General features: G+C 68.7%; 19 protein-coding genes. 10 read left to right on the top strand and 9 right to left on the bottom strand.

From position 1 onward, the window contains the following. Nucleotides 1–36 precede the first annotated feature (36 nt). Nucleotides 37–1437, top strand: coding sequence for an MFS transporter (locus A6A06_RS14465; protein ID WP_199930864.1), 1401 nt, complete (start codon nucleotides 37–39; stop codon nucleotides 1435–1437). A gap of 21 nt (nucleotides 1438–1458) precedes the next feature. Here A6A06_RS14465 and A6A06_RS14460 read toward each other — a convergent pair whose 3' ends face one another. Together A6A06_RS14460 and A6A06_RS14455 are read right to left on the bottom strand one after the other, a co-directional pair. Beyond that, on the bottom strand, nucleotides 1459–2337 hold the full coding sequence (locus A6A06_RS14460) for a serine hydrolase (protein ID WP_073761599.1): 879 nt from the start codon (nucleotides 2335–2337) through the stop codon (nucleotides 1459–1461). Further along, the gene (locus A6A06_RS14455) at nucleotides 2334–3302 is read right to left on the bottom strand and encodes a LysR family transcriptional regulator (RefSeq protein WP_073761598.1); all 969 of its coding nucleotides are present in this window, start codon (nucleotides 3300–3302) and stop codon (nucleotides 2334–2336) included. Before A6A06_RS14455 ends, A6A06_RS14460 begins: the two co-directional genes overlap by 4 nt. Nucleotides 3303–3770: 468 nt before the next feature. Here A6A06_RS14455 and A6A06_RS42765 point away from each other — a divergent pair, with 468 nt between their 5' ends. Further along, entirely contained in the window at nucleotides 3771–6056 is a 2286-nt protein-coding gene (locus A6A06_RS42765) for a D-alanyl-D-alanine carboxypeptidase (protein ID WP_079194008.1), read from the top strand. 45 nt (nucleotides 6057–6101) lie between these two features. Here the strand turns inward: A6A06_RS42765 and mrdA are convergent, their stop codons facing one another. Both mrdA and speB read right to left on the bottom strand, forming a co-directional pair. Continuing rightward, a complete protein-coding gene (mrdA, locus tag A6A06_RS14445; RefSeq protein ID WP_242440731.1) occupies nucleotides 6102–8141 on the bottom strand; it encodes a penicillin-binding protein 2 in 2040 nt (679 codons plus the stop codon). A gap of 341 nt (nucleotides 8142–8482) precedes the next feature. Continuing rightward, the gene (gene speB / locus A6A06_RS14440) at nucleotides 8483–9424 is read right to left on the bottom strand and encodes an agmatinase (protein ID WP_073761597.1); all 942 of its coding nucleotides are present in this window, start codon (nucleotides 9422–9424) and stop codon (nucleotides 8483–8485) included. 823 nt (nucleotides 9425–10247) lie between these two features. Here speB and A6A06_RS14435 point away from each other — a divergent pair. From A6A06_RS14435 to cmcH, 6 genes are all read left to right on the top strand, one after another. After that, the gene (locus tag A6A06_RS14435; RefSeq protein ID WP_242440730.1) at nucleotides 10248–11834 is read left to right on the top strand and encodes a penicillin-binding transpeptidase domain-containing protein; all 1587 of its coding nucleotides are present in this window, start codon (nucleotides 10248–10250) and stop codon (nucleotides 11832–11834) included. Between the two features lie 350 nt (nucleotides 11835–12184). Further along, the gene (locus tag A6A06_RS14430) at nucleotides 12185–12973 is read left to right on the top strand and encodes an AfsR/SARP family transcriptional regulator (protein ID WP_073761595.1); all 789 of its coding nucleotides are present in this window, start codon (nucleotides 12185–12187) and stop codon (nucleotides 12971–12973) included. 364 nt (nucleotides 12974–13337) lie between these two features. Next, the gene (locus A6A06_RS14425) at nucleotides 13338–14048 is read left to right on the top strand and encodes a CmcI family methyltransferase (RefSeq protein WP_073761594.1); all 711 of its coding nucleotides are present in this window, start codon (nucleotides 13338–13340) and stop codon (nucleotides 14046–14048) included. Between the two features lie 6 nt (nucleotides 14049–14054). Beyond that, nucleotides 14055–14942, top strand: a complete 888-nt coding sequence (locus A6A06_RS14420; protein WP_073761593.1) for a CmcJ/NvfI family oxidoreductase — start codon at nucleotides 14055–14057, stop codon at nucleotides 14940–14942. Nucleotides 14943–15076: 134 nt separating this feature from the next. Next, nucleotides 15077–16015 carry a 2OG-Fe(II) oxygenase family protein gene (locus tag A6A06_RS14415; protein ID WP_073761592.1) on the top strand — a complete coding sequence of 313 codons (939 nt, stop codon included), beginning with the start codon at nucleotides 15077–15079 and terminating at the stop codon, nucleotides 16013–16015. A gap of 108 nt (nucleotides 16016–16123) precedes the next feature. Next, a complete protein-coding gene (gene cmcH / locus A6A06_RS14410; protein WP_073761591.1) occupies nucleotides 16124–17689 on the top strand; it encodes a 3'-hydroxymethylcephem-O-carbamoyltransferase in 1566 nt (521 codons plus the stop codon). 122 nt (nucleotides 17690–17811) lie between these two features. On the opposite strand, the gene bla is transcribed toward cmcH, so the two are convergent. After that, on the bottom strand, nucleotides 17812–18723 hold the full coding sequence (gene bla, locus A6A06_RS14405) for a class A beta-lactamase (RefSeq protein WP_073761590.1): 912 nt from the start codon (nucleotides 18721–18723) through the stop codon (nucleotides 17812–17814). 397 nt (nucleotides 18724–19120) lie between these two features. Here bla and A6A06_RS14400 point away from each other — a divergent pair, with 397 nt between their 5' ends. Beyond that, nucleotides 19121–19627, top strand: a complete 507-nt coding sequence (locus A6A06_RS14400; protein WP_242440729.1) for a hypothetical protein — start codon at nucleotides 19121–19123, stop codon at nucleotides 19625–19627. A gap of 77 nt (nucleotides 19628–19704) precedes the next feature. Here the strand turns inward: A6A06_RS14400 and A6A06_RS14395 are convergent, their stop codons facing one another. After that, nucleotides 19705–20577, bottom strand: coding sequence for an aldo/keto reductase family oxidoreductase (locus A6A06_RS14395; RefSeq protein ID WP_073762150.1), 873 nt, complete (start codon nucleotides 20575–20577; stop codon nucleotides 19705–19707). 222 nt (nucleotides 20578–20799) lie between these two features. Here A6A06_RS14395 and A6A06_RS14390 point away from each other — a divergent pair, with 222 nt between their 5' ends. Beyond that, nucleotides 20800–21654, top strand: coding sequence for a LysR family transcriptional regulator (locus A6A06_RS14390; protein ID WP_443333742.1), 855 nt, complete (start codon nucleotides 20800–20802; stop codon nucleotides 21652–21654). A gap of 58 nt (nucleotides 21655–21712) precedes the next feature. Here A6A06_RS14390 and A6A06_RS14385 read toward each other — a convergent pair whose 3' ends face one another. The 3 genes from A6A06_RS14385 to A6A06_RS14375 are packed head-to-tail and all read right to left on the bottom strand — an operon-like array spanning nucleotide 21713 to nucleotide 25358. Further along, nucleotides 21713–23359, bottom strand: a complete 1647-nt coding sequence (locus tag A6A06_RS14385; protein ID WP_073761589.1) for an MFS transporter — start codon at nucleotides 23357–23359, stop codon at nucleotides 21713–21715. After that, nucleotides 23356–23766 (bottom strand): RidA family protein, encoded by a 411-nt coding sequence (locus tag A6A06_RS14380; protein ID WP_073761588.1) that lies wholly within the window; start codon nucleotides 23764–23766, stop codon nucleotides 23356–23358. The genes A6A06_RS14385 and A6A06_RS14380 overlap by 4 nt, the downstream gene beginning before the upstream one ends. Beyond that, nucleotides 23763–25358: an FAD-dependent monooxygenase gene (locus tag A6A06_RS14375; RefSeq protein WP_073761587.1), complete on the bottom strand. Its 1596-nt coding sequence runs from the start codon at nucleotides 25356–25358 to the stop codon at nucleotides 23763–23765. Before A6A06_RS14375 ends, A6A06_RS14380 begins: the two co-directional genes overlap by 4 nt. Between the last annotated feature and the right edge of the window lie 5 nt (nucleotides 25359–25363).

The following is a 25363-nucleotide window of genomic DNA, read 5'->3' as shown; positions in this document are numbered from 1 at the left end:
AGCATGGACCAAAAAACAGCTGGGGGAACGCCCGCCGTGCAGGGGAGACCCGCCGCCACGACGGCACTCCTGTTGGCATGTGCGGCGCATTTCCTGGTGTTGTTCGACGTCTCGGTGATGACCGTCGCACTGCCGTCGGTCCAGGCGGACCTCGGCTTCGCCCCGGCGGGCCTGCAATGGGTGGTCAGCGGCTACACGCTGGCGTTCGCGGGGCTGTTGCTGCTGGGCGGGAGACTGGCCGATCTCTACGGGCACCGGCGGGCCTTCTTCGGCGGTTTCGCGGTGTTCACCGTCACCAGTCTGATCGGCGGGCTCGCGAGCACCCCGGCGATGCTGATCGCGGCGCGTGCGGGGCAGGGGGTCGGCGCGGCCGTGCTCGCCCCACTGGCCCTGACCCTGCTGACCACCACGTTCCCCGAGGGCCCCCGGCGTACCCGCGCGCTGACGATCTGGACCGCGGTGAGCCTGGCCGGTGGCGCGTCGGGCAACCTGCTCGGCGGTGTGCTCACCGAGTACCTGTCCTGGCGCTCGGTCCTGCTGATCAACGTGCTGATCGGGGTACCGGCAGTCCTGTTCGCCGCCCGGGTGCTCCCCCACCGCGACGCCGTCCGGCGACGGGTCCGGCTCGACCTGCCCGGCGCCGTGCTGGCCACGGCCGCGCTGACCCTGCTCACCCTCGGCATCGCCCAGGCCCACACCCACGCCTGGTCCGCCCCCGACACCGCCGTGCCCCTCCTCGGCGGGGTCATCGCCCTCGCCGCGTTCGTCTTCGTCGAGGCGAGATGCGCCCCGGCACCGCTGATACCGCCGCGCCTGTTCGGGCTGCCCGGAATAGGCTGGGGCAATCTGGCGATGCTGCTGGCCGGGGCGAGCCAGGTCCCGCTCTGGTACTTCCTGACCCTGACCATGCAGGACGTGCTGCACTACAGCGCCGCGCAGACCGGCCTGGGTTTTCTGCCGCACGCCGTCGTGATGCTCCTGGTCGGGCTGCGCCTCATCCCGTGGCTGATGCAGCGCGTGCAGGCCCGATCCCTCATAGCCGCCGGGGCGCTCATCGCCGCGACGGGTTTCTGGTGGCAGAGCGGTGTCACCCCGGACAGCGACTACCTCACCGGCGTCTTCGGCCCGGCCGTGGCGATCTCGTTCGGCGGCGGGCTGCTCAGCACCCCGCTGACCTCCACCGTCACCGCGGGCGTCGAAGCCGCCGACGCGGGCGCGGCCTCCGGGCTCATGAACACCACGCGGCAGTTCGGCGGCGCGGCCGGCCTCGCCGTGGTGCTCACCCTCACCACGACCGACGCCCACGCCGCCCCCGCCGCACTGGCGGACAGCTACGGAAACGCGTTCCGGGCCATCGCCGTGATCCTGGTCGCCCTCGCCGCGCTCACGCCCGTACTGCCCGCCCTGCGTGACACCCGGCCCGCCACCCGGCACTGACCAACGCCCCGGCACGGCGCTTCAGGCGGCAGGGGCGCGGAGTGCCTCGACGGCGATGCGGGCGGCGGTGCCGATGACGGCGTCGGCCGCGGGCAGGGTGGCTGCCGTGCTGGCCGCGCGGGTGAAGACCCCGACGGCGTAACGGCCGCCGTCGGGGTACTCGATGACGCCCACTTCGTTGCGCACGGTCGGCAGGCTCCCGGTCTTGCCCGCGACCTGGACGTCGTCGAAGGGGAACCCGGACGCCAGCCGGTGCGGCCAGACCTGCAGACCGAGGAGGCGGCGGATCGCAGCATCGTGTTCGGCGGTGCAGGCCTCGTCGCGCCAGATGGCGCCGAGCAGGCGGGTCATGTCGCGGGGAGTGCTGCGGTTGGTACGAGCCGGGTCGAGGGCTCTGAGCCGGGCGATGACGTACGGATCGCTCAGCGCCCGGATGCCGCCCGGACCCGCGTCCTGCCTGATGGTGGCGAGCAGCTGGCCGAAGGTGTGGGTGGCGTGCGTGCGGGTGAGTCCCAGCTGCCTCGTGATGTGGTTGACGCCGTCGAGGCCGACGCGCTCCAGGAGGAGATCGGCGGCGGCGTGGTCGCTGACGGCCATCATCAGATACGCCATATCGCGCAGTGACATACGGACGGGATCGAGCATCGCGGCGATGCCGGTGGGGCCGGGGGTGCGGTTGCCCGGCGGGCATTCGCTCTGTTCGGCCAGGTCGAGATGCCCGTTGGCGGCGTGCCGGTGCAGGGCCACGAGCAGGCAGAGCTTGTGCACGCTGGCGGTGACCACCGGGTGGTCCGCCCCGGCACCGACCTCGGTGCCGGAGTCGATGTCACGGGCGTGCAGCCGGCCGGTGACTCCCGCATCGGCGAAGGCTGCCCGGATGCGGCCGGCCGGGGTGGTCACAGCTGGTACTCCGCTGCCGGACGCAGATGGAGCGGCCGGGGTGCGGCGGAGGCGGTGGGGGCCGCGGCATGCTCCAATGCGTGGATGGCCGCTTCCGAGAAGACGTTGACGGCGGTGTCGCCGCGTCCCGTGCGCCACGCGACGGAATGGCGCCAGTCCAGCGGTGAGTTGGCCAGCGGACGCCAGGTGAGATCGCGGTCCTGGCCTTCGGCCAGGGCGCGGTGGGTATCCCGTGGCCCGAAGGCGACGGCGTGCGCGGACAGGAGCAGGCCACGGATGAAACTGGCACCCTCGCCGTGCCGCACGGTCGCGGGGATGAAGCCGTTGCCGGCGCAGGTGGTGAGGATGTCGTCGTGCAGTGCCAGGGCGTTGGCGCGGGGGAAGAGGATCAGGTCGTACCCGCTGAGGGCGGCCAGGGAGACGTCGTCCAGCTCGGCGGCCGGGGCCCCGCGCGGCAGGAGCACGCCGACCTCGCGGCGCAGGACGGGCCCCAGCTCCAGCCCGGAGACGTCACACGGGTGCTGGATGAGGCCGACGTCCAGCTCGTGCACGCGGAGTTGGGCGAGCTGCTGAGCGGTGGGCAGCTCGCGCAGCTCCAGCTTCACGCCGGGGAGGCGACGGCGGCACTCCGCGAGGATCGCGGCGACCGTTTCGCCCGCTATGTCGGGCGGCAGCGCCGCACGCAGCAGCCCGCTCTCGCCGTCCTGGATACGGCGGGCCGTGGCCATCAACGCCTCGTGGCGGGCGAGGAGTTCACGGGCTTCGACCAGTACCAGCGTGCCGGCCTTGGTGATGGCCACGTGTCGGCTGCTGCGCTCGAAGAGCCGTACCCCCAGCTCGCGTTCCAGACGCTGAATGCGCTGCGACAAGGGCGGCTGGGCCATCCCCAGGCGCGCCGCGGCCCGACCGAAATGTGACTCTTCTGCAACAGCCACGAAACACTCAAGGTGGCGCACCAGGTCCATGAGCAGCAACGATATCTCAGATCAATGAATCCAGGAGCGATACCCGACTTGGACACAACGTGACGGCTCTGTTTCGCTTGCGGCATGCACTTACCCTCGCCCCCGCGCGTGCCTCAGGGGGTTCCCGGAACCGCACGTCGGTGCACGGTTTCCGACTTGACGCCCGCCGTTCTCGACGCGGACGCCACGGCTCCGGTGCCGATCGCGAAGCCGGTCGCGGGGGCGGCGCCGAAGCAGTGACCCCGGGCCGGATCCGGGCCACGGCAGGAGCAGGCAGACGGCCGACGCCCCCGTCACCATCTGTCCGACGCGTGCGTTCCTCGCACCGTCACGTACGAGTACCACTGGGCACGTCGGATCGCCGAACACCTCGGCCGGGCCCGGCGAGAAGCACCAGCCCCGGCTCAGGACATGCGACGTAGCCAGTCCGGGCATGAAGCAGCGTTGCTGCGTATGAAGGAGATTTCCATGGCGGGCCGATCCCCCGACACATCCGATCAGAACAACTCGCCGACAGAAACCTCCGGCAACAACCGCGATCCGCGCCTCACGCTTTTACGTGACACGCCCGCCGAATCGTCTGAGCCCATCGAAGCGTCCAAGTCCGCCGAACCAACCAAGTCCAGCGAACCGTCCGAGGAGAAGGCGCCGCCACGTGCGGATGCCGAGGGCAAGAAGCCGACGCCCGAGGCGGCCGAGGCGGCCAAGGCGGCCGAACCCGTGACCACGCCGGAGCCCGTGGCGGCTGCCGACAAGGCCGAGGGGACAGCCGAGGAGACAGCCGACGCGGACGAGGGTGCGGCAGCGGAAGAGAGCACCGGAACGGGCGATACCGCGGAGAAGTCCACGGAGAAGGCCACGGAGAAGGCCACAGAAAAGGCCGCCGACAAGAACGCGGGCAAGAGCGCCGACGCCGGGGCAAAGCCGCGCGCCACCGAGGCCAAACCGCGCGCCACCGAGGCGAAGCCGTCGGACACCACCCAGGAGGTTGCGGCACCGTCCATAGCGGACCAGGAAGCCCCGCCCGTAGGGGACGAGGAAACTCCGCCCGTAGCGGACCAGGCCGCCCCGCCGGCAGCGGCCGCGGACGCCCCTTCCGCCGAACCCTCCGCTGACCGGAAGACCGGCGGCTCCAAGGCCACCTCCCCCGCGCCGAGCGCAAAGTCCCCCGGCCCGGCCCGCGATCCAGAGGCCGACACCGACACCAGCAAACCCACGACGGCGAAACCGGCCGACGCGCCGTCGGCCAAGACGCCCAAGTGGGCGGTACGCGATGCTTCCGGGCCCACCGCCGCACCTGCGGCCAAGTCCGAGCCCCCGGCGGCCTCCCCCCACCAGCCCCCCGCGGCTTCCCCAGGCCATCCCCCCGCAGCCTCCCCCGGCCGGCCCGCCGACCAGAAAAGCTCCGGCCCGCCCCCACAAGCTCAGCGCGCCGAGCAGGACGTGCGGTCCCCGCTGGACCTGCTCTCGCAGCTGACCAACACTCCGCCGCCGCCCCATACCCCGGCCCGTGCCCTCGCCCGCAGGATCAAGATCTGGGCCCCGCTCGTGGCACTCCTCGGGATCATCTTCCTGACCGTACAGACACTCCGTCCGCTCCCCGACCCGACGCTCGCCCTCGGCGGTTCCACCTCGTCGTTCACCATCGGAGGCGACAAGCTCGCCATCCCGTGGCCCGCGAAGGGACAGGCCGCCGTCGCGGTCGTGGGATCGGGCACCGTCGGTACGTTCGGGGAGCAGCGGCCCGTCCCGACGGCGAGTATCGCCAAGATCATGACGGCCTATGTGATCCTCCGCGAACACCCCCTCAAGAAGGGCGAGAAGGGTCCCCAGGTCGAGGTCGACGCCCAGGCCGTGGCGGACGGCAAGTCCGAGGACGAATCGCGCATCGAGGGGCTCAGCACGGGCCAGAAATTCAGCGAGCAGGACATGCTGAAGATGCTGATGATTCCATCGGGCAACAACATCGCCCGGCTGCTGGCCCGCTGGAACACCAAGTCCCAGGACGAGACCGCGTTTGCCGGGAAGATGAATGCCGCGGCCAAGGCCCTCGGAATGAAGAACACCCACTACACCGACCCCAGCGGTCTGGACAAGAAGACCGTCAGCACCGCCGTCGACCAGCTCAAACTGGCCGAAGCGGTGATGAAGTTCGACGCCTTCCGCGCGACCGTCGCCCTGCCCAACGCCGACATTCCCGGTCTCGGGCGCATCAACAACAACAACGACCGGCTGATCCTCGCCGGGCTGAGCGTCCGGGGCATCAAGACCGGCTCCAACACACCGGCAGGCGGCACCCTGTCCTGGGCGGCCTACAAGTCCGTGGACGGCAAGGACCGGCTGATCCTCGGCGCGATGCTGGACCAGCACGCCACCGGCCCGGACCCCAATGGCGGCAACAGTCTCCGCCTGGTGCAGGACAACAGCAAGCCGGTCATCGCGGCCGTACGCGAGGCCCTCACCTCCGCCACCGCGGTGAAGAAGGGCCAGGTCGTCGGCCATGTCGACAGCGGCCTCGGCGACCGCACCCCGGTCGTGGCCACCGAGGACCTCACCGCGGTAGGCGTCCCCGGCCAGAAACTGATCCTCACCACCAGCGACGGCGCCGAGACCATCCCCCGCACGGCGAAGGCCGGCACCGTGGTCGGCCAGTTGACCGTGGGTACGGGCTCCGGGACGCAACGCGTTCCGGTGGTCCTCAAAGCCGACCTCAAGGAGCCGTCCTTCGGCGCGAAACTGACACGACTCGGCTGAAAGTCCGTCCCTACGGCCCGCAGCTCAGGGCGCTGCGCCACTCCTCTACGGTGTCTGGCGCAGCGCCTTCTTCTTGTCGATGGTGCCGTCCTCGGAGACGCCGTACAGCGCGTTGTACAGCTTGCGCACGGCGGGGGCCGAGGCGCCGGAGCCCGTACCGCCCTGGGAGATCGTCATGACGATCGCGTAATCCTTGGTGTACGTGGCGAACCACGAGGTGGTCTGCTTGCCGTAGACCTCGGCGGTACTCGTCTTGGCGTGCATCGGGATCTCGTCCTGCGGCCAGCCGCCGAACCGCCATGCGGCCGTACCGCGGGTGGCGGTGCCCTGGAGGGCTTTGTCCATCCCGTCGAGGGTCCTGCTCGTCATGGGCAGCTTCCCGCGTACCGCGGGCTGGATCTTCCGCACGCTCTTGCCGTCGGGGCTGACGATCTCCTTGCCCACGGTGGGCTGGTAGAGGGTGCCGCCGTTGGAGATCGCCGCGTAGATCGAGGCCATCTGGACCGGGGTGACGAGGGTGTCGCCCTGCCCGATCGAGTAGTTGACGGAGTCACCGGCGCGTAACCGGTTGCCTTCGAGGCAGTTGTCGTACGCGCTCCGCTCCGTGTAACTGCCGTTCTTCTTCCCCTGCTTGCACCAGGCGTCCTTGTTGGCCTCCCAGTAGTCCTGCTTCCACTGGCGGTCGGGGACCCGGCCGGTGACCTCGTTGGGCAGGTCGACGCCGGTCTCTTTGCCGAGGCCGAACTGGTGGGCGGTCTTGTAGAACCAGTCGTGGGGGTGCTTCTTCGGCGTGAAACCACCGTCCTTGCGCCACTCCTCGTGCGCCAGCCGGTAGAACACGGTGTCGCAGGAGACCTCCAGGGCCCGGCCGAGGTCGATGTAGCCGTACTCCTTGGACTCGAAGTTCGTGAAGGTCTGCTTGCCGATCGCGTACGAGCTGGAGCAGTTGTACCGCCCGTCGAACGGGTAGCCCGCGTTGACCGCGGCCGCGGTGGAGATGACCTTGGCGATCGAGCCGGGAGCCGACTGGCCCTGTATCGCGCGGTTCAGCAGCGGGTAGTTGGACTCCTTGCTGGTGAGCTTGCGGTAGTCCTTGGCGGCGATGCCGCCGACCCAGGCGTTCGGGTCGTACGTCGGGTTGGACGCCATGGCGACGACACGGCCCGTCTTGGCCTCCATCACCACCACCGCGCCGGAATCCGCCTTGTAGTTCTCGTTGGTGTTCCGGTCCCACTCCTTGCGGGCGTCCTTCATCGCCTCGTTCAGCTCGTACTCGGCGATGCGCTGGACCCGGGCGTCGATGCTGGTGACGAGGTCCGAGCCGGGCTCGGCCCGGTCGCTCTCGGCCTGGCCGATGATCCGGCCGAGGTTGTCGACCTCGTAGCGGGTGATACCGGCCTTGCCGCGCAGCTCCTTGTCGTACGCACGCTCCAGACCGCTGCGCCCCGCCTGGTCGGAACGGAGGTACGGCGAGCCGCTGTCCCGGGCCTGCTGGATCTCCTCGTCGGTGACGGGCGAGAGGTAGCCGAGGACCTGCCCGATGTTGGCCTCGGCCGGGCCGGGGTAGCGGCGTACGGCCTGCGGCTCGGCGGTGATGCCGGGGAAGTCCTCGGAGCGCTCGCGGATCTGGAGGGCCTGCTTGGCGGTGACCTCGTCGGTGACGGGTATCGGCTGGTACGGAGAACCGTTCCAGCAGGGCCGCGGGGTCTTGGCGTCGCACAGCCGGACCTTGTCCATGACCGCCTTGGGCCGCATGCCCAGGACGCCGGCCAGCCTGGTGAGCACCGCTTTGCCGTCGTCGCGCATCTTCAGCAGGTCGGTGCGGGAGGCGGAGACCACGAGCCGGGTCTCGTTGTCGGCGATCGGCACGCCCCGCGCATCCAGGATCGTGCCGCGTACGGCGGGCTGGACCACCCGCTGCACGCGGTTGCGGGATGCCTCCTCGGCGTAATCGTCGCCCTTGCGTATCTGGAGGTACCACAGGCGTCCGCCGAGGGTCAGGAGGAGCGAGACGACAAGGATCTGGATGACGACGAGCCGCGTCTGGACCCGTGCGGTCCGGCCCGTCTCCGGAATGTTGGTCACGCGTGTCCCCCTGCTGCGCCATCGTCGGGTGCCCGTCCGGCCTCCCGCCTCACCGTGCAGCAGCGACTGAGTCCGATCTCTCGCAACCGTGCGAAGCACGCCGAGCCGGAACCGCGTTCACGGTTTCGGGAGTTCTCTTCGGCTGAGGGCAGGCAGCCGTACCGGGCGAACCAGGGGCAGAGCTTAGGCGACTTGGATGGCTCTGCGTAGCCCGGTATCAAGTCACGGTCGTTTTCCGGTCCGTGCGGGATACGGCCGGCTGGGCGCTCCAAGTGGCGCAACAGCAGGGGTACTTCCGCCCTCACAGCAGGGGGTACTTCCGCCCTCACTTTCCGTCGCCCTCACTTCTGGGTGCGATAGGCGCGGGCGTATTGATAGAGCAGTTCCGCGCCCATCTCCGTGGCCAGGATCGAGGTGATCCCGCCGTGGTCGTAGAGGGGTGACACCTCCATCACGTCGAAGCCGACCGGCTTGAGGTCCCCCACGCAGCGCAGCAGGGCGAGGACCTCGCGCGAACTGAGTCCTCCCGGTGTGGGCGTGCCCGTACCCGGAGCGAAGGCGGGGTCGACCACGTTCACGTCGACCGACACGTACACCGGCCGTCCGTCGACCCGTTCGCGGATCAGGTCGACGGTGTCGCGCACCCCCAGCTCCCCGAACTCGTCGGCGGTCACCACGCGTACGGCGTGGCCGCGGGCGTAGTCGAGCGAGTCCGGTCTCGGGTTGCGGCCGCGGATACCGATCTGGACCATGGCGGTGGGGTCGACGAGCTTCTCGTCGATCCCGTGCCGGAACGGGGTGCCGTGGTGGTAACGGCCGTCGTGCGGAGCCGGGCTGGTGTCGGAGTGCGCGTCCAGGTGCAGTACGGCGACCGGGCCGTGCTGCTCGGCCAGCGCGCGCAGGGCCGCCACGGTCAACGAGTGGTCGCCGCCGAGCATCAGAAAGGCGGCGTTGCCCGTCAGCAGCGTCGACAGGTGCTTCTGCGCCGTCTCGATCGCGGCATTCATGTCGAACGGAGTCAGCTCCATGTCCCCGGCGTCGACACAGTTGATCAGGTCGAAGGTGCTGGGGCCTCGGTCGATGCCCGCACCGTGGATGAGCCCCGACTCGTTGCGGATGGCCCGCGGGCCGAACCGGGCTCCGGGTCGGTAGCTCGTGCCTCCGTCGTAGGGGGCGCCGATGACCACGACGTCGTAGCCACGGGGGTCCCGGTCGTGCGGCAGGTGCAGGAACGTGGGGATCTGTGCGTACCGAGGTGACACATGCGGGTCGTTGGACTCCACGGTTTCAGCTTCCCTCCTGGGAGTCGGTGGCGGTGCCGGCCGGGCGGACGGTGAAGGGCGCGGCGTCGGGGGCGCGCACCGGCCATCGCCGCTGGGGGCCTCCCCCGTGGCCGCGTTCGTCGAGTCGATGACCTGGCGAAGGTCCGTGGACGCGAACAGGGCATCGAGGGCGGGGAGGCCGCAGATACCGGCCAAGTGACCGGTGAGGACACCGTAGTTCCCGGCACGGAGCCGCGCAGCCGCACGGGAAAGGCGTGCCGCGGTCGGCCTGCTGCCGGGGCCGGCCGATACACGGGACATGGGAGGTCTCCAGACTCCGACAGCAGTGGACGGTCCTCGGCAATCCTGCCCGCACCCACTCTTGACGCACTCTTCCGGACGTGTCAGGAAATGGTGCGGAGCAGGCGAAGAGTAGGACTCGCAGCAATACCCAGACAAACAGAACAGGCCGCCGCGTCCTGGTTTCGCCGGACCTCCCGGGACGCCTCCCCAATCGAAAAGATCAAGCCAATCCAGGCCGCCGATACGGCCGTTCCGGGGAGGGAAGTTTCCCCTGCGGAGAGCGGTCGGATTCACGCCAACCTTGCATCAAGGGTTCGATCGAGAGTACTCTTGCAATATACCTGTAACGTTCACTTTACCTGCGGATACGGCTGATCGCCGCCCTTACCTGTTGTTCCATTTTCCCATGCCATGGATGTCCTGATCGCCTCATATGGGGAGTGACGGGAGAGCACAGGAGCATAATCTGAGCCCCATGAGGTATTCCGACAGCAATGGCGATTACTCACCGCACCGCAGGCGCCGGCCTCGCGCTCGGGTGATGGCCTCGGTGGTCGCCGCACTGGCCGTGACCGCGGGGCTCGGCTACTGGGGCTACTCCGGTCTGTTCGCCAACGAAAGCTCGGACGATCCTCAAGTGAAGGCCGCCACAGCGGCGTTCGAGGAGTTCCTCGACGCCTGGGAGGCAGGCGACGCCCCGCGCGCCGCCCGGCTGACGGACACTCCGGACAACGCGGAATCATTGATCAAATCGGTCATGACGAACCTCAAGCCGTCGAAGACGGAGATCGGCGCAGGTACCGGCGAGAGGAAAGCGGAAGGGGAGGTTCAGATTCCGTTCACCGTGAAGATGACCCTTCCGGGAGCCGGTGACTACGCGTGGAACTCGAAAGCGAAGGCCGTCGAAAAGAGCGATAAATGGAAGGTCGCATTTAGTACGCACATGGTCCACCCGGAGATGGTTCCGGGGCAGACGCTCGCCCTCAAGTCGCGAGACCGGGCCGCCATCCTCGACGCGAAAGGTGACACGCTGCAGTCCACCTCACTCGTCGGCGTGGTCGACGAAAAGACCGGCAAGGGAATGTCGGGCCTCCAGGCACGCTATGACCAGCAGCTCACGGGCGGCTCGGGTCCGGTGAAGTCGGTCGTGGTCGTGGACCGCAACTCCGGCCAAGTGGTGAAGAAGCTCACCGGCGCCAAAGCAAGCCAGGGCAAACCCGTACATACGACCATCGATTCAAAGGTCCAGGAAGCCGCCGCCGAAGCTCTCGGCGGAGTGAAGAAGAACGCGGCGATCGTCGCCATCGACCCCTCCAACGGCCACATCCTGGCCGCCGCGAACATGCCCTCCGGCATGAACCGCGCACTGGAGGGCCGTTACCCGCCCGGTTCCACCTTCAAGGTGGTGACGGCCGCCGCCCTGCTGAAGCAGGGCATGAAGCCGTCGGACCGGGGGGACTGCCCGAAGTTCGTCCACGTCAACGGCCAGAGTTTCGAGAACCAGGACCAGTTCACCCTGCCCGCCGGTTCGACGTTGCGGGACAACTTCGCCCACTCCTGCAACACCTTCTTCGTCAACTCCCGCGGCAAGCTGTCCGATTCCACCCTGCACGACACCGCGGGGGCGTTCGGCATCGGCGGCAACTGGGACGTGGGCACCGCGGTGTACACCGGCAGCGTCCCGGTCGCCAACAGCGAGAACGACAAGGCCGCCTCAACCATCGGGCAGGCACGGGTCCAGGCATCGCCCCTGGTGATGGCCTCGACCGCGGCAACGGTGAAGGCGGGCGCCTTCAAGCAGCCCGTCCTGGTGCCGGACGCCGTGAAGAACGAGTACAAGGCCCCGGGCCGGCTGGACGGCGGCGTCGTCGACTCGCTGCGCGACATGATGCGCGCGACCGTCACTATCGGCGCCGGCAAGGCCCTCAAAGGCATCCCCGGTGAGCCGCACGCGAAGACGGGCACGGCGGAGTTCGGCACTGAAACCCCGCCGCGCACACACGCGTGGATGATCGGCTACCAGGGTGACCGGAATCTCGCCTGGTCGGTCCTGCTGGAGGACGGCGGGTCGGGCGGTTCCGACGCAGGTCCGATCGCGGCGAAGTTCCTCAAGAACCTCGTCGGTTGACACATCGAGAATTCCTGCATCACCGAAGTTGGACAGCGGTACGGAGGGTTCGGCCATGAAGCAGATGAGGAGGCTGACTCAGTGAGTGGGCCGGTATTCCGGGGCAGCCCGGCACCGGTTCGGAACCACACTCCGGCGACGGCTTCACCCCGTGATCCGACGGCAGTTCCGCAACTGCCCGTTCCGCTGACACCCGTCGACACAGCACTGCGCTGCCCGCCGGGACTCCCGCTCCCGGGCACGAAGACAGGCGCGTTCGAACGCAAGTGCGGTTGCTATCAGGGAATACGCCGATGCCATGTCCGCCCGCACAAGGCGAAGACGTGGTGGGTTCACAAGGGGGATCCGCAATGGACACCTGCAATGACGTGACGATCCGGCTCCTCGGTCCGGTGGCTCTCGTGAAGGACACCGTTCCGATACCCATTCGCGGGCAGCGGCAGCGAAGATTCCTCGCTTCCTTGGCACTGCGACCCGGACAAATCATCTCCAAGGAAGCAATCATCGAGGACTCCTGGGACGGCGAGCCGCCCCTGACCGTCTCGGGACAGCTCCAGACCTCCGCCTGGCTGATCCGTACGGCCCTGACGGAGGCAGGGCACACCCGCGACACCCTCGGCTCGCACGACCGTGGCTACGAGTTGCGGATGCCGCCGCGGTCCATCGATCTCTTCGTCTTCCGGGAGACCGTACGCAGGGTCCGGGACCTGCACGCGCGCGGAAAGTACCAGGACGCGTCCGAGCAGCTCGACGCCGCGCTGGCCTTGTGGAAGGGACCGGCCTTCGCCGATGTCACCTCCAGCCGGCTGCGTCTGAAAGGGGAGACCCTGGACGAAGAGCGGACGGCGGCGGTCGAACTGCGGGCCCTGATCGACTTCGGGCTCGGATACTACGGGGAAGCGATCACGCAGCTGTCGGAACTCGTCGACCGCGACCCCTTCCGCGAGGACCTGTACGTCAGCCTCATGAAGGCCTACTACGCGGAGGGCCGCCAGGCCGACGCGATCCAGGTCTTCCACCGGGCGAAGGACATCCTGCGGGAGCAGATCGGGATCAGCCCGGGTGAGCGGCTGACGAGGGTGATGCAGGCCATCCTGCGCCAGGACGAGCAGGCCCTGCGCGTCAGCACCCCCGCATGAGCTGACGGTGCTCGACGGGGTGGGGCCGTTGACGCCCTCCTCGGTCTCGGTGAGACCGCCTCAAGAGGTGCGCGAGAGGCCCGCGGAGTTGACTGCACACCGGTCGGCCCCAGGGCCGGCCCGGCCGGAGCGTTACCCCCGTGCGCTCCGGCCTCTTCCATTCCCGCGGGTGGCACTGCTGCCCCCGCCGCCTCCCGTGCTTTGGGGGTAAATCGGGACCCCGCTTTCCCGATGTCATCAGAAATCTGTGAAGAGAAGTCCGAGAGAGTCGAAAGAGGGCCTCAAGAGCAGGGCAAGGCAGGATGGCAGTGCGAAATATGCTGTTCACCGCCACGGGCCGGACGTGAACTCAAGGGAGAGCGCCATGAACGACTACTCTCGCGAAACCTTTCTGGATCTCAACACATTCCGAGGTCTGGGCGAAGACCCGAAATACCACCCCCCGGTCCTGACGGACCGGCCGCGTGAGTGGCCCCTCGACAAATGGGCCGACGCGCCTCGCGATCTCGGGTTCGCGGATTTTTCCCGCTACCAGTGGCGGGGCCTGCGGATGCTCAAAGACCCTGACACTCAAGCGGCCTACCACGACCTGTTGTGCGAGCTGCGTCCCCGGACGATCGTAGAATTGGGTGTGTACGGCGGCGGCTCCCTCGTCTGGTTTCGCGACATGGCCAGACTCATGGGAATCGACTGCCAGGTCATCGGCATCGACAAGGACCTTTCCCGGTGTCAGATCCCCTCTTCCGAGCGGGAGAACATTTCCCTGTACGAAGCCGACTGCTCCGTACTGGAAACGTTTGAGCCGCTCCGTGACGCGGCCCACCCGCTGATCTTCATCGACGACGCGCACAGCAACACGTTCAACATCATCAAATGGACGATCGATCATCTTCTCGAACAGGGCGACTACTTCATCATCGAGGACATGATCCCGTACTGGTACCGGTACTGCCCGAAGCTGCTGACCGAGTACCTCGCGTCTTTTCAGGATGTGCTGACCATGGACATGATGTACGCCAACGCCAGCTCCCAGCTGGACCGCGGCGTATTCCGTCGGTCGACGACAAAGGAATAGTCGTACATGTCAGCCGTATCGAGTCTCTTATACTATGGCGCGCCGCTCACACCGATGGGCCGAGACGACGATTGGTGCATCGACGCCCTGTCCCGGCCGCCCGAGGTGCTCTTCAATTTCCGCAAGGTAGCCGTCGAGACGGCCATCACCGATGTGCGCGACAGTGCAGTCGACCCGCATCTCGACACCATGGGTTTCGAGAAGGTCGTGTCCCCCACGGGCGTGGACCATCAGGCCCTGATCGAGAACTCCGCCTCGTCGGTCGAACGGTATCAGCAGGAGACCAGAGAGCTGCTGCAATCTCTCACCGGTGCGGTTGAAGTGCAGTTCTTCGATGCCACCTTGAGGCAGGAGGACGCAAGCGTCCCTCGTGACGCATCCTCCCAGTCGCCGCATCTACGCGTTCACGTCGACCAGAGCGCGAAGAGCGCCCGGGCTCGCGCCGCGGACCACATCGGACCCGGGCACCGATTCCGCCGGTTTCAGATCATCAATATCTGGCGACCACTGGTCGAGCCCGTTCGCAACTTCCCGCTCGCCCTGTGCGACTACCGATCCGTGGATCTCTCTGCCGATCTGGTGACGACCCGGTTGCACTTCCCCGCGTGGCTCAAAGACCGCGAAAACTACTCCGTGAGATACAACCCCAACCACCGTTGGCACTACTGGAGTTCGCTCTCGCCCGATGAAGTGCTGCTTTTCAAGTGCTACGACAGCGCGAGTCGCGACTTGGCGCTGTTCAGCGAAGGCACGGAGCGCGGCGAAGGCGCGGAGCGAAGCGACCTGCTCGACGTAGCCGGCCTCTGCCCGCACACGGCTTTTTTCGACGAAAAAGGGCCTGCCGCCGGGCATCTGAGGACTTCTCTGGAAATGCGTGCCCTGGTTTTCCTCTAGCCTCTCACCGATCCGGCAGCCCAGGAAAAGCCGAGGAAGAGTTCCGCAGATACAGGTACACCGACGTACAGACCTTGAGTCGAGGCCGAGCGGCTGTCGGGGGCGCTGGGCAAGCCGAGAAGGAGCATGTGAACATGGCGGACACAACGGTACCGATCTTCAGTCTTGCCGAATTGCGGAAGGGCGGCGACCAGGAAGCCTTCCGCGCGTGCGTGACGGAGATGGGGGTGTTCTACCTCACCGACTACGGCATGCTGGAGAAAGAACACCGGTCGGCCACGGACACGGCGCTGGACTTCTTCGAGCACGGCACCGCCGCGGAGAAGAAGGCCGTGACCACGAAGGTCCCGACCATGCGCCGCGGATACTCCGCACTGGAAGCCGAGAGCACGGCCCAGGTGACGAATACCGGTACGTACACGGACTATTCGACATCATTCTCGATGGGGATTTCAGACAACCTCTTCCCCACACCACAGTTCGAGACGGTGTGGACGGACTACTTCGACCACCTCTACACCGCCGCGCAGGAAACCGCGCGGGTGGTCCTGAACGCGACCGGAACGTACGACGCCGGCCCCATGGAAGAGCTGCTGGACTGCGACCCCGTGCTGCGGTTGCGGTACTTCCCCGAGGTCCCGGAGCACCGCGCCGCCGAGCGGGAGCCGCGGCGGATGGCGCCGCACTACGACCTGTCCATCATCACCTTGATCCACCAGACCCCTTGCGCCAACGGCTTCGTGAGCCTGCAGGCCGAGATCGGCGGCGCGATGGTGGATCTGCCGGCCGTGCCGGATGCCGTGGTGGTGCTGTGCGGCGCCATCGCGCCGCTGGCCACCCGGGGCGCGGTGCCCGCGCCGAAGCACCACGTCAGGTCCCCGGGGGCCGGCCTGCGGGCGGGCAGCGACCGCACGTCGAGCGTCTTCTTCCTGCGCCCCTCGACCGACTTCACGTTCTCGGTTCCGGAAGCCCGCACGTACGGTCTCGACATCAGCCTCGACGCCGAAACCGCGACGTTCGGAGATTGGATCGGGACCAACTACGTCACCATGCATTCGGTCCCCAAGCCGTAGGGCCCTCTGATCGCCCGGATCACTTCACCATTTGCCGGCCCCACCTCTGACAGGGAATCGGGTCACACCCGACCATCGATGAGGGTCTCCTGCGTTGGAAGGATAGGAATGCTCGTCGTTGCTTTGAAGCCGGGTCACGACGGCGCAGTCGCCGCGATCGACAACCGTCAGTTGCTCTACTCGCTCGAATCGGAGAAGGACTCGCGGCCGCGGTACACGCCCCTGCTGCCGACGACCATCCTCGACATCGCCGAGCGGCTCGACGCCCTACCGGACGTGGTGGCTCTTGGCGGCTGGGGCGACATCCGCCCGAGAGGAATCGCGTATACGGGTGCCGGGTACGAAGGCACGCACGAACCCACCGTCACCACCTCGCGCTTCTTCGGCAAAGAGGTGAAGTTCTTCTCCTCGACGCACGAGCGGTCCCATATCTACATGGCGCTGGGAATGGCTCCGCAGGATTCCAGCCCCGTGCGGACGGTCCTCGTCTGGGAGGGTGACGTCGGCGCCTTCTACCTCGTCGACTCCGCCCACCGGGTCACGCGCAAGATCCAGGTCATGACGGCGCCCGGTGCACGCTATTCCTTCCTCTTCGGGCTCGCCGACCCCACCTTCCCCGACACGGGCGGGAGGCCGCGCCTGAACGACGCCGGCAAGCTGATGGCCCTGGCGGCGTTCGGGAACGCGCGCGACGCGAGTCCCGACATCACCGACGTCGTCGAGCGCATCCTGAAGCACGACTCCATGTATCCGGCCCCCAAAGCGGAGTATCGGGACTCGGTCCTGTACAACGCGGGCGTTGAATCGATCGAATGCAAGACTGCGGCCGCGCTGCTGACCGAGCGCCTCTTCGAGGAGTTCGCCCAGGTCGCACGCGAGCAGACACCGGAAGGCAGCCCTCTCTACATCTCCGGAGGGTGTGGGCTGAACTGCGACTGGAACAGCCAGTGGGCCGAACTCGGCCATTTCTCCTCGGTCTTCGTCGCTCCGTGCACCAACGACTCCGGGTCGGCGTTGGGTACCGCCATCGACGCGCTCTCGACCTTCACGGGCAACCCCCACATCGCATGGGACGTGTACAGCGGACTCGACTTCGTCCACGACACGCGGCCCGACGCCGCCCGCTGGCGTTCACGCCGGCTCGATCACGACACCTTGGCGGCGGCCCTGGCCTCCGGCCGGATCGTCGCGTGGGTGCAGGGCCGTTGGGAGATCGGTCCGCGCGCGTTGGGAAATCGGTCCCTCCTGGCCGAGCCGTTCGGCGTGGAGACCCGCGACCGTCTCAACGACGTCAAACAGCGGGAGGACTACCGGCCCATTGCGCCGTGCTGCCGTGTCGAGGACCTCGCGAAGGTTTTCCACGAGGACTTCGAGGATCCGCACATGCTGTACTTCCGGCACGTGCGGGAGTCCAGTGGCTTGCAGGCCGTGACGCACGTGGATGGTTCGGCACGGTCCCAGACCGTGGCGGCGTCGGGCAACCCGCCATTGCACCGGTTGCTGTCCGCCTTCGCCGCCAAGCGAGGAGTCGGCGTCCTGTGCAACACCTCGTTGAACTTCAACGGAGACGGATTCATCAACCGTATGTCCGACCTTGTGCTCTACTGCGAATCACGGGGCATCCGGGACATGGTCGTCGGCGACACGTGGTACCAGCGAATCGAGGGTTCCTGATCCGATCCGCGGCTGAGCGGGAGGCAGGGCATCGGTGAAGGCGGGGTGCGCGCCGAACGGGCCGATAGGCCGTCGGCCGCCCCCGCTGTCCCCTCCAGGAACCGGAATGACGGCCCCTCACCTCAGGTGAGCGTGGCTACGACATGGGCGGCGGCCTCAGCGATGACAGCCTGATGGTATGCGGCGTCTTGGGCCGCCCTATTGGACATGATCGCGATGACGAGGGGTGCGGCCTTCGGGGGCCACACGATGGCGATGTCGTTGAGCGTGCCGTAATCCCCGGTCCCGGTCTTGTCGGCGACAGTCCAGCCCCGCGGAACACCGGCCCGGATGCGCTGCGCGCCGGTGGTGTTGCGTAGCAGCAAGTCGCGGAGAAACGCGCGCTTTTCGGCAGGCAGGGCGCTCCCCAGCACCATCTTCCGGTAGTTGGTGCCGAACGCCCGCGGAGAAGTCGTGTCACGGGGATCTCCCGGAGTGGCTTCCGAGATCGCCGGCTCGATGCGGTCTATCCGGGTGACCGTATCGCCGAGCTCCCGCGCATACGCCGTCAGCCGGGCCGGTCCACCGATGTCGCGGAGCAGGAGATTGCCGGCCGTGCCGTCGCTGTAGCGGACTGCGGCGTCGCACAGCTGCCGTATCGTCATCCCCGTGGTCACATGCCGCGCGGTGACAGGGGCATGCTTCATGAGGTCATCTTTACCGTACGTAATGACCTCGTCCAGATGCGACAGCGGATTATGGTGCAGAACCGCCGCTGCCGCGAGCCCCTTGAACGTCGAACAGAAGGCAAAGCGTTCATCCGCCCGGTGGGCAATGACGGTACCGGTACCGGTGTCGAGGGCATAAACTCCCAAGCGCGCGTCGTATTTCTGTTCCAATTCCATCAGGCGGTCGTGACGGGCTTTCGCCGCGGCAGCGACCTGCGTGGAAGTGACCGCCCCCGCCCCGCCCTTCGCGCACCCGGCCAACGGTAAGAGTACTGCCGCCCCCAGGAGAGCGCGGCGGCTGATGGTCGATGGCGACGACGTCTTCATGGTCCCAGCACTGCTTTCTTGCGGTATCGACAAGCCCGCAAAGGAAGATACCGAAAGCGGACTGCACCAAGGTCATCAGCAACACAAGAACTGATATCCGCATACCTCAACTGAACGGAGTACCGCAGCCGCGGGCCGGGGGCCCGTAAATCAGGTGACATGCCTCGGTTTCGTCGGCATCATCGGTCAGTTGTCCTGCCGCATCCGACTCAGGGGGTACACCACGTCCGTCCACCACATACTCCGACCCTGGTCGCTGCCGTGGTCCGACGCCGACCCCCGTCGGAACGCCTTCGAATGGGACGCTGACGAGGAGTCCCGGCTCACGGCGCTGATCGCCCCGTTGACACCTCCCGCCGGTGCCGGCTGGGAGGAGGACTCCCGTTTCAGGAGAGAGGTGACCGCGCTTCTGACGTCGCGCTACGGCCGCTGGACCTGCGGCTGGAACTGGGCGTTCCTCGACGGCGGCCCTGTCGGCGCCTGGTGCTGCGACGAGCATTCGATCGGAGAAGCGGAGGAGACCGCCGCGCGGGTCGCGGCCTCGTTGCTGGACTGGCGTGACTGGCTGGAGGACATGGCCGAGCGGTTCGAGCAGCTTGCCCCGCTTCCCGGTGCGGATGCCGAGGAGCGCAGCTGGCATCTGGAGCGGGCGGTGGCGCGCCTGGTCCCCACGGTCGTGGACCGCACACAGGTCGAGTATTCCTGGGACGGGCTCTGCGCCACGACGCTGACCTGGTTCCTGTCCTCCACCGGCCTGGATCCGGAGGAGGCGGAGAAGGCGGTGGATGCCGCGATCGGGGGCCGGTTCAAGAGCTGGGTCCGGCCCTCCCTGACCCTGATCGACGCGGTGGGAGAGGACCTGGCGGTCCGCCTGACCGGTCGCGGCTTCTACCGTGAGCGATGACGCGCTGCCCCTGTGGTCCCAGGTCGGGGAGACGCCTGCGCCAGACAGATCAGGGAGGTGCCTACGCCGGCAACGTCCTAGCGGCCGATCCTGTCCAACTCGGCGAGTTCCTCGTCGGAGAGCGGGAGTCCCGCGCCGGCGACGTTCTCGCGCAGGTGTGCCACAGACGAGGTGCCGGGGATGAGCAGGATGTTCGGCGACCGCCGCAGCAGCCAGGCCAGGGCGACCGACATCGGCGTCGCGTCCCGCCGGGTGGCCACGGCCGTGAGCGCCGAGGACTGCAGCGGGGTGAAGCCGCCGAGCGGGAAGAACGGCACGTAGGCGATGTTCTTGGCGGCGAGGTCGTCGATCAGTTCGTCGTCCTGGCGGTAGGCGAGGTTGTACATGTTCTGCACGCACACGATCGGCGCGATCGACTGCGCCTCGCTGACCTGTTCCGTGGTCGCGTTGCTCACTCCGAGGTGCCGGATCAGCCCCTGCTGCTGGAGCTCGACGAGGGTTTCGAACGGCTCGGCGAGCGAGCCGGGCCGGGGGCCCCGGGCGTCGCCGAGCCGGAGGTTGACCAGGTCGAGCGCGTCGAGACCGAGGCCATCGAGGTTGGCGTGGACGGCGCGGCGCAGCTCCTCCGGCTGCCGGGCGGGGGGCCAGCCGCCCTGCTCGTCGCGGACCGCGCCGACCTTGGTCACGATGTGCAGCGACTCGGGGTAAGGGTGCAGCGCTTCACGGATCAGCTGGTTGGCGACACGCGGTCCGTAGGCGTCGGCGGTGTCGATGTGGGTGATCCCCAGGGCGGCGGCCTCGCGCAGGACGGCGAGCGCGCCGTCGCGGTCGGCGGGCGGGCCCATGACCCCGGGGCCGGTGAGCTGCATGGCGCCGTAGCCGACGCGGGTGACGGTCAGATCGCCCAGGTTCCAGGTGCCGCCGGGCAATGACGCGGAAGGTGTGTTCACGTTCACGGCTGTGTCTCTGGTCTTTCCTGCTGGGTGGGAGTGCGGAAGGAAGGCCGCGTGTCACGTGGTACGCCGCCTTCGCGGGCGGTTGTCCGCGTCGGTCACCGGCGCGGACTTCGTTTCGCCCATGCCGTCGATGGTCACTCGCGGGCCGGTGGCGCATCCAATACCGACCCGGCACCCATTGATACCCGTCAGGTATCACAGAAGTATGCTGCGGCTGTGGACATGCTGGAGACCCGCGAGCTGAGGTACTTCGTCGCCGTCGCCGAAGAACTGCACTTCGGCCGCGCCGCCGAGCGCCTCGGCATGGCCCAGCCGCCACTGTCCCGGGCCATCCAGCAGCTCGAACGGCGGCTGGGCGTCCGCCTGCTGGAGCGCAACCGCCGCGGCGTCGCCCTGACCGGCGCCGGAGAGACGCTGCTTCACGAGGGCCGCGCGGCCCTCGACGCGACCACCGCCGCCGCCCGCCGCACCCGCCGTGCCGGCAGCGCCGACAGCCCCCGCGACCGCCTGGTACTGGCGGTGAAGGCCGGCGCGTCCCACAAGCTGCTGCACAAACTCCTCGACGCCTACGCGGCCGAGCCCGACGCCGCCGAGATCGAGGTGCTGCCGAGCGGCACGTGCGAGCAGGGGGAGATGCTGCGTGACGGCCGGGCCGACGTCGCGCTGATGCACGCGCCGTTCAACTCCCTCGCCGGGTTCGACAGTGAGGAACTGATGACCGAGGGGCAGGTCGTCGTCCTGCCCGCCGGACACCCCCTCGCAGCGCACCGGGTTCTGACCCTGGCCGACATCACCGGCGTCCCCGGCCTTCCGCTCGCCCGCTGGTCCCGCAACGGCGTCTACCCACCCGGTCCGGGCCCCGAGATCCACGACCAGACGCAACTGGCCCAGCTGATCGCCCTCGGACGCACCGCGGCCGTCTTCCCCGACTCCGTCCGCGCCTGGCTGTGGGCCGAACACACCGCCGTACCCCTGACCGACGCGCCCCCCGTCGTCACCCACATCGCCTGGCCCGCGCACAGCCGCTCCCTCGCCCTCGCGGGACTGATCCGTACGGCCACACGGCTGTGAGCCCTCCCCCGCGTCTCCGACGGGCGGGGAACATCGGGGAGTTCGGTCCGCTTCGGCGTCATGCACGGAAGCCGGAGCGCATCCGTTCCCGTCCCCGTCCCCGCTCCCGTTCCCACTCCCGTCCCCGTCCCCGTTCCCGTGCCGGTGTCTGCGGGCCAACGGTCCCGGTCCGGCGGGACGCGCCCGTGAACAGCGTGACGAGCAGGGCGATCCCGCACACCCCGGCGGCGACGAGCGTCGTCGTGTGCATGGCGCTGAGGAACGTCGGTACGGCGGCCTGCGTCGCCGCGGGGTCGCCCGTGGCCAGGGCCGAGGCGAGCGACTCCGCCGCGGCCGACCGGATGCCCGCCGGGGCGTCGGCCAGCCGGTCGCCCATCATGCCCGAGTACCGGGACCACAGGACCGACCCGAGGACCGCGACGCCGAGCGCGCTGCCGAGCTGGCGGAGGGTGTTCAGCAGCGCCGATCCCGCCCCCGCGCGGTCGGTGGGTACGGAGGCGGAGGCCAGTGTCGTGCCGGGCGCCAGGACGAGCGCGAAGCCGAGTTGCAGGGCGAACGCGTCCACGACGAACCAGGCGGGACCGGTGTGGGCGCCCAGCCCGGTCACACCGGCGAACGCCGCGGCCATGAGGGTGATGCCGGTGGCGATCGTCGTCCGGGCGCCGAACCGTTCCGCCACCCGCTGCGAGAGCGGGGCTCCGGCCACCAGCCCCGCCGACAGCGGAATGAAGAGCAGCCCCGTCTCCAACGGGGAATGGCCGCGCACCAGTTGGAGGTAGAAGGTGGTGAAGTACAGATAGCCGAAGACGACGAAGGAGCCGAGTGTCAGGGCCACCGCGGCGACGGTGAACGAGGCATGCTTGAAGAGGCCGACGTCCAGGAGTGGCTCGCGGTGCCGCGCCTCGGACAGGACGAGGCCGGCCAGTACGGCCAGACCGGCCGTCGCGGGCAGCCACGTACCGACGTAGGCCCAGCCGTCGCCGGTGGCGTGCACCACTCCGAAGACGAGCAGGCCGATGCCTGCCAAGGACGCGGCCACGGGCATCACGCGCAGTCCTCCGGCGCCGCTCGCCGACGTCTGCGGGATCCCCGGCGCCTGCGGGATCCCCGGCGCCTGCGGGATCCCCGGCGTCTGCGGGATCCATGCCCAGGTCGCCGCGAGGCCGAGGAGGGCGAACAGCGCCACGAGTTCGAGAACGGAGCCCCACCACAGGCCCGCGCTCAGCAGCGCTCCCCCCAGGAGCGGGCCGAGCGAGAGGGACAGACCCGAGGCCGCCGCCCATGAGGCGATGGCTCGGGCCCGTCGTTCGGCCGGGAAGATCCGCAGGATCACCGCGAGGGTGGCGGGCATGATCGTGGCCGCGGCCACGCCCATGAGCGCACGCACGACGATGATGCCGAGCGACGAATCGAGGAACCCGGCCACCGACGTCGTCAGGGCGAAGGCCGCCGTTCCCCAGGCCAGCACGCGCTTCAGGCCGAACCGGTCACCGGCGCTTCCCGCCACCGGCAGGAATCCGGCGAAGGTGAGGGTGTAGGCGTTCAGGAACCACTGCTGTTCCGTGGTGCTCGCACCGAGGTCGTTCTGCATCGTGGGGAGTGCCACGTTGAGGATGGTGCTGCCCAGCAGCACCGCGGAAACCGTCAGCGTGAGCGCGAACAGCGCCCGGACGGGACGGACCGCGGCCTGCCCGGTGCCGGTCACCGCGGGAACCCCTGCTCTCCGTCCGGCAAGGCGACCACGCACTCGACCTCGATCAGGAACTCCGGGGCGAACAGCTTCGCCACACCCACCAGGGTGGACGAGGGCGGCGGCGAACCGTGCAGGGTGCCCAGAATGCCCGGGATCAGACGTGGCTCGTGGTCCACGACGTAGACGGTTTCTTTGACGATGTCCTGCCGCTGTGCGCCGAGGGCGTCGAGCAGGCGGTCGATACGGTGGGCCACCTGCGCGGCCTGCGCCACGTGATCGCCCTCCCCGACGACGCGGCCCTCCTCGTCCCAGGCCACCTGCCCGCTGATGAACGCCAGACCGAGCCCGGCCGGGACCGACACCTGGCTGACGAGGTCCGGAAGGCCGAAGACAGCGTCCGGTTCGATGCGGTGAATCATGCGTGCTTCCCTTCGGGCTGCGGGTGGTGCAGAGCGGCGACGGCGTTCGCGGCCTCGATCGCGAGAGCAGCCGGGGCGGTCTCGTCCGACGCCCACCCGACGTACCCGTCCGGCCTGATCAGGGCGGCGCTGACACCGGCCCACGCCGCGCGGGACTGCTCGGCCGGCCGCGGGCACCGGTACCGGTTGAGGCGGGCGGCGGCGGTGCCGTCGGGTGAGAGGCCGTCGGGAGAGAGGCCGTCGGGAGAGAGGCCGTCGGGAGAGAGGCCGTCGGGAGAGAGGCCGTCGGGAGAGAGGCCGTCGGCACCAAAGCCGTCGACGCGCGCGAAGTCGATGAGTACGGGGCGCCCGTCCCGGAGGAGGTCGAAGAGGCGTTCCGTGTCCGACAGCCTCAGGTTCGGTGCCCGGCAGCCCGCGAGCGGGTGGCGCTGACCGGGCAGGGAGTACGTCACCGACAACCCGGACAGACGCTGCGCGAGGGCGTCGTTGAGCTGCGGCCGTTCCGCGATCAGCTTTCCCAGCAGGGACCGCAGCGCGGTTCCCTGCGGTGAGAAGTCCGACATGATCGCGGTCTGCGCCTGGGTGTGCTCGATCGTGTCGTCCCCCACCGGATGCCGCTCCCGGTGGTAGGTGTCGAGCAGCCCCTCCCCCGCCCGGCCGCTCACGGCCGCCGCCAGCTTCCAGCCGAGATTCATCGCGTCCTGCACGCCCACGTTCAGCCCGACACCGCCCATCGGCATGTGCTGATGGGCCGCGTCACCCGCCAGCAGGACCCGGTCCTTGCGGTAGAGCCGTGCCACGCGGCTCGTGTTGCTGTAGCGGGACAGCCAGGAAGGACTGTGCATCCCGTAGTCCGTGCCGGTGATGCGCAGCACCCGCTCACGGAGTTCCTCCAGGGTGAGTTCGCCCGGCCAGTCCTCGCGCAGGTCCTCGGGCGAGTGCACCACGATCCGGTGCCGGCCCCCGGACAGCGGGACGAGCATGAACGTGCCCCGCGTCGTCCACCTGCTCGTGACCGGGCCGGGCGGCGGGTCGTCGAGCACCACGTCGCCGAGTGCCCCCAGCGCGGTGAACCGGGTCCCCTCGAACTCGATCCCCGCGCACCGGCGCACCACGCTGCGCGTGCCGTCGCACCCGACGACGTACGCGGCGTCGAGCCCGTACGCGCCCTCCGGCCCGTCGACCGACACGGTCACCGTGCCGCCGGTGTCCACGCAGCCGGTCACCTGGTGTCCGAGACGGACATCCGCGCCCATTGCCACGGCGCGCTGCCGGAGCAGTTCCGTCGTGCGCGCCTGCGGGATCGTGAGCGTGTACGGGAAGTCGGTGTCCAGCTCCCGGAAGTCGAGGCGGTCGTCGAGGACCGCGAAATGTCCGCTGGGTATCCGGCCGCCTTCCGCCAACAGGTCCTGATGCGCGCCGCGGAGCGCGAAGGTCTCGATCGTGCGGGCGTGCACCGTCAGCGCCCGGGAATGCGGGTCGATCTCCCGGTCCTGCTCCAGGACCACCGTGCGGACCCCGGCCAGACGCAGCTCGCAGGCCAGCCACATGCCCGTCGGTCCGCCGCCGACGATGACGACACTTTCGCTCATGCCAC

This window comes from Streptomyces sp. CB02923, from assembly GCF_001905005.1.
Lineage (GTDB): Bacteria > Actinomycetota > Actinomycetes > Streptomycetales > Streptomycetaceae > Streptomyces.
This window is presented reverse-complemented; position numbering and strand designations above follow the sequence as displayed.